This window comes from Accumulibacter sp., assembly GCF_023806635.1.
Lineage (GTDB): Bacteria > Pseudomonadota > Gammaproteobacteria > Burkholderiales > Rhodocyclaceae > Accumulibacter.
In genome coordinates this window covers 58,113-65,004 of the sequence record NZ_JAMTDQ010000090.1, presented here as the reverse complement: position 1 = coordinate 65,004, position 6,892 = coordinate 58,113, and the positions used below count along the sequence as shown (strand labels likewise).

At 64.7% G+C, this 6,892-nt stretch carries 8 protein-coding genes; all 8 read right to left on the bottom strand.

The annotated features are described in order from the left end of the window. The coding region (locus tag NFW30_RS15920) for a hypothetical protein (protein WP_295372342.1) at positions 1-349 on the bottom strand (349 nt) is incomplete at its 3' end. 100 nt (positions 350-449) lie between these two features. Continuing rightward, positions 450-761, bottom strand: coding sequence for a HigA family addiction module antitoxin (locus NFW30_RS15915; RefSeq protein ID WP_295354211.1), 312 nt, complete (start codon positions 759-761; stop codon positions 450-452). Between the two features lie 9 nt (positions 762-770). Continuing rightward, entirely contained in the window at positions 771-1,049 is a 279-nt protein-coding gene (locus NFW30_RS15910) for a type II toxin-antitoxin system RelE/ParE family toxin (RefSeq protein ID WP_295354208.1), read from the bottom strand. A 30-nt stretch (positions 1,050-1,079) separates the two neighbouring features. Next, positions 1,080-2,447, bottom strand: a complete 1,368-nt coding sequence (locus NFW30_RS15905; protein ID WP_295354205.1) for an integrase family protein — start codon at positions 2,445-2,447, stop codon at positions 1,080-1,082. A 234-nt stretch (positions 2,448-2,681) separates the two neighbouring features. Then, positions 2,682-4,676 (bottom strand): asparagine synthase (glutamine-hydrolyzing), encoded by a 1,995-nt coding sequence (asnB, locus tag NFW30_RS15900; RefSeq protein WP_295354202.1) that lies wholly within the window; start codon positions 4,674-4,676, stop codon positions 2,682-2,684. Between the two features lie 5 nt (positions 4,677-4,681). Continuing rightward, positions 4,682-5,599 carry an ACP S-malonyltransferase gene (locus tag NFW30_RS15895; RefSeq protein WP_295354199.1) on the bottom strand — a complete coding sequence of 306 codons (918 nt, stop codon included), beginning with the start codon at positions 5,597-5,599 and terminating at the stop codon, positions 4,682-4,684. Positions 5,600-5,606: 7 nt separating this feature from the next. Continuing rightward, the gene (locus NFW30_RS15890) at positions 5,607-6,647 is read right to left on the bottom strand and encodes a hypothetical protein (RefSeq protein WP_295354196.1); all 1,041 of its coding nucleotides are present in this window, start codon (positions 6,645-6,647) and stop codon (positions 5,607-5,609) included. Continuing rightward, complete coding sequence (locus NFW30_RS15885; protein WP_295354193.1) at positions 6,638-6,805, bottom strand: hypothetical protein; 168 nt, start codon at positions 6,803-6,805, stop codon at positions 6,638-6,640. Before NFW30_RS15885 ends, NFW30_RS15890 begins: the two co-directional genes overlap by 10 nt. Positions 6,806-6,892: the final 87 nt, after the last annotated feature.

Sequence of the window (6,892 nt, the reverse complement as noted above, 5' to 3'; positions counted from 1 at the left end):
AAGCCCGCTCAAATTCATCTTTCCACAGGAAGGTGCCAGCAGGCAGCAACGGTACCGACTCAGCCAGCCAGATTGGGCGAGTCAGCGCGCGGTCATCGCTCATCCCCTTTAGTCTGGACTCGAGTCCCTTCAAACGGTCCTCAACGCCATCCCATTCCTTCGGCAGGATTTCCGCACAACGCGAGCCATCAACCAAATGGCAGGCCCGTATCCCCACGAAGCTTTTCAGCGAATCGTTGTAGGCGAGCGAACTGGCAACCACATCGGGCGACATCCACCAGCCTGTCACAAACGGAATCGCCCGAACCGGAATGGCCTCGCGGTCATTGATGAGAACCACGACGTTCATGCTGGCGCTCCCTCTCGTCCTCGCCCGAACAGGAATGACACGTCAGTCGGGTGAAACTGGCCGGTTTTCGATTGGCCGATCCAGGCGCGGCAGAACCGCCTCAGGCGGCGGCGCCGACCAGTGGTGCCCGCTGAACTCTGGGAGAGCCTGCCTGCCGCGCCTTCCACAGATCGAAGGCGGCTTGTTGCGCCACCCATGCGTCAGCACGTCCACCGTTCTCCACGCCAAGCCAGCCTTCGAGCCGCAGGGCCATTTCCGGGGAGATCGCGGCGCGACCGTTCAGCACGCGCGAGAGGGCGGCGCGGGTCACGCCAAGTTGTGCCGCAGCGGCGGTAACGCTCAAGCCCAAGGCGGGCAGGACATCGTCGCGCAACGTCTCGCCGGGGTGTGCCGGGGCGTGCATCCTGCTCATCCGTTTTTCCTAGTGGTAGTCCAAATAATCAACCAGCACGGCGTCACCATCTTGAAAGGTGAAGGTCATGCGCCAATTGCCATTCACCGTGACCGACTGGAACCCGGCCAGATCGCCAGCGAGGGTATGCAACCGCCAGCCCGGCAAGTTCATGTCCTCTGGGCCTTTGGCGACATCCAGACGAGCCAGCAGGCGCCCCAGCTTCGATGCATGGTGCGGCTGGATGCCGGCCTTGCTGCCTGTCTCGAAAAAGGCTTGCAGTCCTTTGTGCTGGAAACTCTTGATCACGATTGAGTGTATAGCGAAACGCTACAAGCATCAAGATGTGCGCTGGGCCTTCATCGCCACCACGTTGGGCGTGCGCCTGCCCGTCTCGATTTCGTCAAGCCGCGCCTCCCAGGCCACGAGCGCAGCGCGCTTCTCGTCGGTGTAGGCATGCCGGTCGTAATGAGCCGCCTGCACGCCGCTGATCCCATGCGAAAGCAGTTGCGCGCGGGTGTCGCGGGATAGGCCCATGCTGGCCAACATGGTCTCTACGGTTCGGCGAACGTCGCGCAGGTCGAAAGGTTCGCCACCCATGGCTGCACTGATCGCTGCGGCGCGCTTGCCTGGCGTCGTTTCCGCCATTTGCCGTAGACCGTGCGTCGAGAACAACAGTGTCGACTCTCTCGCCTTGGCACGCTCTGCCAGCCCGGCTACCAGCGCGGCGGCTCTTGGCGCCAGCGGTAGAACGTGCTCGCGGGGTATCGCGCGCCTTCCCTTGGCGTCCCACAAGCGCAAGGTCTCCTCGTCGGGGTTGTAATCGCTCACCTTGGCGCGCAGCAGCTGCGCCATGCGCTGCCCGCCGGCTAGGAGCGCGAGCAGCAGCGCTCTGTCGGCAATGTCGTCGCCCAGCTTGGCGAGATAGGTGCGCATCTCGTCGACGGACAGGGTGCGGTTTCCCGCGCGCACCGCGATCGCCGGTATTGCTTCGACCGGGTTGGCCTCGACTTCAAACGGAATCAGGGCGGCGGGCAGGCTGGCGTCGAACGGAGCCTTGCGGCCGGCAGTGAATGCGGCGCTCAGGTAGGCACGCAGCACGCCGGCGGTGCGCTCGTGGCCGGCCTCGCGCGTCTTGCGTACCATCGACGCCACCTGCAACGCGGTGAGTTCGCGCGCAGGCAGCGCGGCAATGTCGGGGTGCGCATCGAAAACGTGCACCTTGAGGATTGATCGGGCTTGCCGTGCGCTTGGTTTGCCGCGTGAATCAAGAAGGGCGCAGTATGCCTCGCAGAGTGCTCGCAGCGTGTAACGTTGGCGCTTCTCCTGTTCGCGCTGGGCGGCTTCGGCCTCGGCGACCAGCGCGGCGGCTTGTGCCTCCTCTTCGGCGATCTTGCGGGCAGCGGCAGCGATGCGCTCGCGCTTCTCGGCACGCGGATCGGCGCCCTGGTCGATCATCGTTTGCAGCCGGCACGCCTCGGCGCGCGCGGCGGCGATCGTCCATGCGACAACAGAGCCTATGGTGATGCGGACAACCTGTCCGTCCATCTTCGATTGGAAGAAGAATGCCTTGCTGCCTGCGGTAGCCCGCACAGCCAGCCGGGGCACGTCGGAATCCCACAAGAACGCTTGATGCTGGCCGGCCGGGCATGTGAAGGCGGTGATTCTAGGCAGTGTCAGGCGCTCGCGTCTCGTCGAGTCGTTCATCGGTCGGGTCCTCTGGAATCAGGGTGGCCAGATTTCGTGTACCCCCTGTGTACCCCGATGATAGCAACACCGATCAACTCGATGCAACTCTCGTTGCTTGATTAGTAACGAGTTTTATATATGCTCCACGAACTCTGCGACGTCAGTCAACGCCGAAAAACGGCAATTTTGATGATTTGTAATCATCAGGTCTTGGTTCGATTCCGAGTGGGGGCACCAACGAAACAATAGCGCTCAGCAGCCCCGCCACGGCTTCAGCGAACGCCGGTCATGGATCGTGCGTGGCAGCAGCTGCCACCGTGGCTGTCGGAAATCGTGTCCCTGGCAGACGAAGGAACGGTTGAGCAGGCTCAGGGAGAGCAGGAGGACGAAAGCCTGGTTCTCGGCCTGACTGAGCCGGTCTGGCGGCTTGCGGCGGATCATGTCCAGGAAGCGCAGGCTGGTGCCGAGGTCGAGCACCTCGATCGTAGCGAGTTCGGCGGGGCGGAGAGCCGCGTCGATTTCGTCGACCTGGCCCGCCTGCCCGAGGAAGGCGGGCGCATCCGGCGCGCGATAGGGCTGTTTCGGGCGCGCGGCGATTTCCGGCGGCAGGTGTTCGGCAAAGGCACTCTTCAGGATCTGTTTCTCGCGCAGGCCGTGCTCGAGACGCAACTCCACCGGCAGCGAGGCGGCAAACTCGAACAAGCGGTAGTCGAGGAACGGACAGCGGTTCTCGACGCCGTGCGCCAGCGTTGCACGGTCGCCCTGGGTCGACAAAAGGTAGCCGGGCAGCAGTGCGGTCAGCTCGATCAACTGTCCGCGCTGGACCGACGACCAGTCGAGGAATGCCGGGTGCTGTACCGCAAGGTGCCGTTGCAGACGCGCTTCACCGCCACTACCGGCCTGCAGCAGACGGCCAGCCAGCGCCGAATTGGCGAAACGAGTGGCGTGCGACAGCGACCAATGCTCCGCCAGTTGCGCCTGTCGCTCGTAGAGCGGTACGAGCAAGCGGGCGTTGGCCTTGCTGAAGTGTTTCAGGTAGGGGTACATGGCGGCGACGAAATCGCTTCGCTGTTCGGCGCTCATCGTCGCCCAATGCTGCAGCAGCCACGCCTCCTTGAAGATGTCGTAGCCGAGGAAGGCTTCGTCCGCGCCCTCCCCGGTCAGCACGACCTTGATGCCGTGCTCTCTCACCTTGGCCGAGAGCAGGTGCAGCGGCACGAAGGCGGTACGGAAGACGGGGATTTCGGCCTGCAGCAGCGCAGCGGGAAAGCTTCGCGCGATGTCCCCCGGCTCGATCGTCAGGACATGATGTGAGGTTCCGAGGGCCTCGCTGAGACGCCTCTGATAGGCGGACTCATCGAAGTCGGGGTCGGCAAAGGAAACCGAAAAACTGTGAATCCGTTGCCCGGCCTGCTCCTGCGCCAGGCAGGTCACTGCTGCCGAGTCGATGCCGCCGCTGAGATAGGTGGCAACCTCGACGTCGCTGCGCAGGCGCAGGCGAACGCTGTCGGCCAGGAGGCTGCGGATCGTCTCCTCAGCCTCCTGCCGGCTGCCGGGGAAGGGTGCCGCTGCCGGATCGGGTCGCCAGTATCTCTGCTGCGTCACCTGCCCGTCGCAGAAGCGGACGCAACAGCCCGGCAGCACCTGCCGGACTCCCTGGTAGCAGCCGTCGTCCGGCAGCGGCGTCCAGCAGGCGAAGACGCTGCGCAGCGCATCCGCATCCCACGCGAAACGCCAGCCCGGGAAGACCGAAAAGGCTTTCATTTCAGAGGCGAAAAGCCAGCCAACGTGATGCTGCGCGTAGAACAGCGGGCGCTTGCCAAAGCGGTCGCGGACCAGCGTGATGCTGCGCTCGAGGGCATCGTAGATGCAGAACGCGTAGCCGCCGTTGAGCCGGGCGAGGGCAGCGAATCCCCATTCGATCCACGCATGCAGGACCACTTCCGTGTCGCTGCCGGTACGGAAGCGGCAGCCCAGGTCAGCCAGTTCGCGACGCAGCTCCAGGTAGTTGTAAACCTCGCCGTTGTAGGCAATCCAGTAGCGCTGGCTGGCGTCGCCCATCGGCTGCGACCCGTTCGACAGATCGATGATGCTCAAGCGCACGCAGCCAAGAGCCGCGTGGTCGTCGAGGTAGTAGCCGATCTCGTCCGGGCCGCGATGGACGATGGTCGACAGCATCTCGCCGATGATCCGCTCGTGCGTCGCCGGATCGGTCCCGCAGGCGAAGAAACCGGCGATGCCGCACATGGCCGTCAGCCGCTGCTGCCCTGATCGTGGAACGACCGATGCAGCACCTTGCGGTTGATGAAGAAGCCGAACGAAGTGAGCACCTGGCCGAACCCGGTCTCGATGAACTCGTTGCAGCCTGCGCGGAGCAGCGTCTGCATGCATGCTTCCCATTGCACCGGCGCCGCCACCTGCCGGGCGAGTTGCCGCTTCATCTCCTGGTCGTCTTCCGGCAGGAAGCCGCCGCTGACGTTGTCGCAGACGGGCAGCGAAGCCCTGCCGAGCGGCAGTTCTTCGAGAAAGGCAAGAAAGCGGCGCTCAGCCTCGTCGAGCAGGGCGCAATGCCAGGCGCCGGCCACCGGCAGGCGCTGGATCTTCTTCGGTTGCAGGGCGGCAAGCCGGGGAATCGCCCGTTCCACCGCCGCCAGCTCGCCAGACAGCGAGTACTGGCCAAGGCAGTTGTGGTTGCTGATGGCGAGGAAGCAGCCATCCGCCTGCAACTCTTGGCGCACCTGCTCCACCGCTGGCAGCGACAGGCCGATGACCGCGAGCATCGCCCCGCGGCGCTCCGCGAAGCAGTCGTCCATGAACAGGGCGCGGGTGTGGACGATGTCGACCAATTGCTCGAAGGAAACGACGCCGGCAGCGTACAGCGCCGTCCACCACCCGACGCTGTATCCGGCCAGTGCTGCCGGGCGAGTGCCCTGCGCGCGCAACAGATCGAGCGACAGGCTGCTGGCGAGCACGGTATACAGGGAGCTGACCTGGTTCGTGTTGATCAGCTCGGCCGCATCCGGCTGGCGCAGCGGGTCGAGCTTGATCCGTTCGACGATGCACGCATGGCGCTCGCCGAAAGACGGGCAATCCCGCAGTCCGTCAAGCATCGCGAGGGCGTGCGCGCCCTGCCCGGGAAACAGCAGGGCGGTCCGCCGAGCTTCGCGCATGCCAGCCTCAGGATTGGGGCGGGCGCTCGCGGGCGGCGCCGGGTGCCACTTCGGCGAGCTTCCTGCCGACCGAGGCGACGAGCCCGTCGAGGCTGTTGAGTTGTCCGAGCAGCAGTTCCTCCGCCGCGTACTCGACACCGAACTCGGTTTCGAGAAAGGAGATCAGCTCCATGAACCCGAAGGAGTCGATGAAACCGCCAGCGAACAGATCGGTTCCCCCGTCGACCTTGTTGCCGTCGAAATCGACGAGAAACTGATCGTGGAGAAAGCGCGCCACGGTCTCTCTCAGGCTTTCAATGTCCATCGCCGTTGCCCTCCGCTGCTCGAGCCAGAGATGGTAGAACCAATCGCTGCCAGTGTGAACCATCCCGAGCTTGCGGTAATACTGGATGGAGACCGGATTGTCACTGTAGATCCGGGTGACGATACCGGTCAGCAGCGGGAAGCGCTGACGACAGAGTTCGAGGTTGGCGCGCAACATCGCCGCCAAGGCGAAGCCGGTACGTGAATCGGCTGACACCACAGACTCGTAGAGGTCGAAGCAGCCTTCCCGTGGCATGCACCCCTGGACGCTGACGACCTCGTCGCGTGATCCCAGCGCGACCAGAAAGAAACCGGGGAAGTCCTGCCAGTAGGTACGCAGACACTTGAGCTTGTGCCGAAGCGCGCGTGCCGGGCCGATGGCCGGGTCGCGACTGAAGCGCGTCGGTGAGGCCTGGCGATAGAGGGCGGCGATGGCCGGCCAGTCACCTTCGGCCAGGGCCCTGGTCCGGTACTTCTGCGGAAAGCGGCCGAGGACTGCCAAGGCAGCGTCGCGGTCGCCCTCAAACTGCAGCAAGCAACCCTGAAAGCACGGCGCCAGGTCTTCGATCGGCTCTGCGGAGCGGACATGGACGACCGAATAGCCGTCCGCCGCCGCGTTCTCGCGCAGTTCCGCCAACTGTCGCCGCGAGACCGCAGGCGGTGCGCGCCAGGTTCCCACCTTGTGCGCGATCAGGCCCTGATCGAAGCGGCATTCGACGATTGCCGGCAAGGCGGTCAGATGCATGCGTCGCTCGCGATGCTCCTGCGCAGGCGATCGCGGCCAGTCGGCATCCATGCCTCGAGACAGGCGCAAACCGGCGCCACGGTCGAAGCGCCGCGTTCGGCGCTGCCGGGGTGCTCGCCGGGCAGGATTTCCTGCAGCCTCGCCTGCAATGGGTCCATCGTGACTCTCCAGGTCTGGGCAGAGCAACACGACCCGGGCGCGCCGATGGGCATCTTCCGGACCGATCCAGTCACCATTGTGCCAGT